Origin of the sequence: Klebsiella sp. GN_Kp190, assembly GCF_040061795.1 — a bacterium.
Classification (GTDB): Bacteria; Pseudomonadota; Gammaproteobacteria; order Enterobacterales; family Enterobacteriaceae; genus Klebsiella; species Klebsiella michiganensis.
The window spans coordinates 1-1,730 of record NZ_JBEAFN010000059.1; the positions used below are offsets into that span (position 1 = coordinate 1).

Here is a 1,730-nt window from a genome sequence, read left to right on the forward strand (position 1 = left end):
GAACGTGACGGCATCATACCCGGAGAGCGTGCTGATGAGTCCACCTGAACCGCTGACTGCTCACCAGCGCCGGGTTGCCGCGATACAGGCGCAGGTCGATGAGGAGCTGGCGTTAAATCTGCCCGAACCCTCGCAGGATTTCAGTGGAGTCCGGGCTCAAAGTTGGGCACCCTATCAGAAAAAGCTAAACACAACCCGGCAGGCGAACTTTGATAACTGTTACACGAGCCTGATTGACGCGGTTAACGCCATCTTTCAGAAGCGTATCATCAGCGTGGTGAACTGGCTCAGCGCACCGGTACTGCTGGCAACGCTGGACGATTTCCACTGTGAGGCACAGCGGGCAGGACTGTTCTACCAGTCAGCGGTGGGGATGGCCATGCACGGGATTAACAGCTGTCCGGCAGGGGCGGCAAAGATAGACGGCTGGTGGAATGAGTACAGCGCTAAAAATCGCGGGAATCTGCTGTGGCGGCATGTGGCGGCCAATAACCCGCGGTTAATCAGCGAGCTGGAGCCGTATCTGGCAACGGTGAAAGGGAAAAAGGACGAAGAGGTGACGCCGCTGACGGCGACGGCTGTAACGGCAGCCCTGATGCAGCAGGTCAGCAATATGAAAAAACTGGAGGGGTACTACCAGAAATCGCTGTCCGCGGTGGTGAAGGGGCTGCGCGAAAATGCCGGTAAACTGGAAGTACAGCTCTTCAATACGGATGCGTTTATCGTCACGGTGGGAGACAGGGTAAGCCGCATTCTGCTGGTGGATAAGGCAGGCGAGAAGCTGGCGACCACGGCCTTCAGGCTGGTATTTATGGTAAGGGCGGGGATACCGTCAGAGACCGTTCACGCGTTAGTGGATGAGTATCTGAAAGATGCCCCGGCGTTGCGTCAGACGGTGCTGGAAGGTATACGGCGCAGCGGACGTTTTATGGCGAGCCGGAATGAAGTCACCGCGATTAGACAGACGATGAGCAGCAGGCTGGCAGAGCACTTTGCAACAGAAAAGGGTCAGGCTGAATACCGGCTGGCGGGAATAAACAGCCTGTTGCTGGTACTGAATGCGATGGATTTTATCTACCTGTGCGGACAGGTCAGGGAAGAGAAAAAGCCGCTGTCGAGCCTGATGGCCAGCGGGCTGGCGATGGTGAGTCAGGGGACGTCAGTTATTTTACCGGCAATAGAGAAAGGACTGGAAGCCCGTAAGCTTACGGTGTCGTGGGTCAAGGGGGCTGGGGCGGCAGCGGGTGGGGTTGCGTCTTTGGTTTCTGTGTATACAGATTGGCTTTCAATGAAAGCAGAGTTTCAGAATAATCGTTTATTCCTGATGGTTGTGATGGGGGGAAAAACATTTGTGGATGTCCTTACTGTCACAAAATCAGTTGGCCTTCTGCTGGAAGCCATAGGTACTATTTTAGAAGTTAAAGGTAAAGAGGAAGCATCGAAAATAATCGACTTAGGTGGTAAATATATAGCCAAAAAGCTGGTAGACAGATATTTTGGAGTCAGAATTCTGGCGATTTTAATAACCTGGGAGGCCATGTTAGCGATAACTTTGTTACAGGTGGTTGTGACCTGGATATCGGACGACGAGCTTCAGATATGGTGTAAGAAATGCGTATTTGGCACAGCACCATTCAACCGCAGCGTGGCAGACCAGAATAAAGCCCTGGAAGCAGCGATAAAGGATATATCATGAATTCAGAAGAGCAGAAGCAAATATGTTCCCGGTT

The 1,730-nt window shown here is 52.8% G+C and carries 1 protein-coding gene; it reads left to right on the top strand.

Going from position 1 to position 1,730, the window contains the following annotated elements; genetic code table 11:
* The first annotated feature begins 34 nt into the window (after nucleotides 1-34).
* Nucleotides 35-1,696: a T6SS effector BTH_I2691 family protein gene (locus tag ABLU67_RS23985; RefSeq protein WP_348852564.1), complete on the top strand. Its 1,662-nt coding sequence runs from the start codon at nucleotides 35-37 to the stop codon at nucleotides 1,694-1,696.
* Nucleotides 1,697-1,730 lie beyond the last annotated feature (34 nt).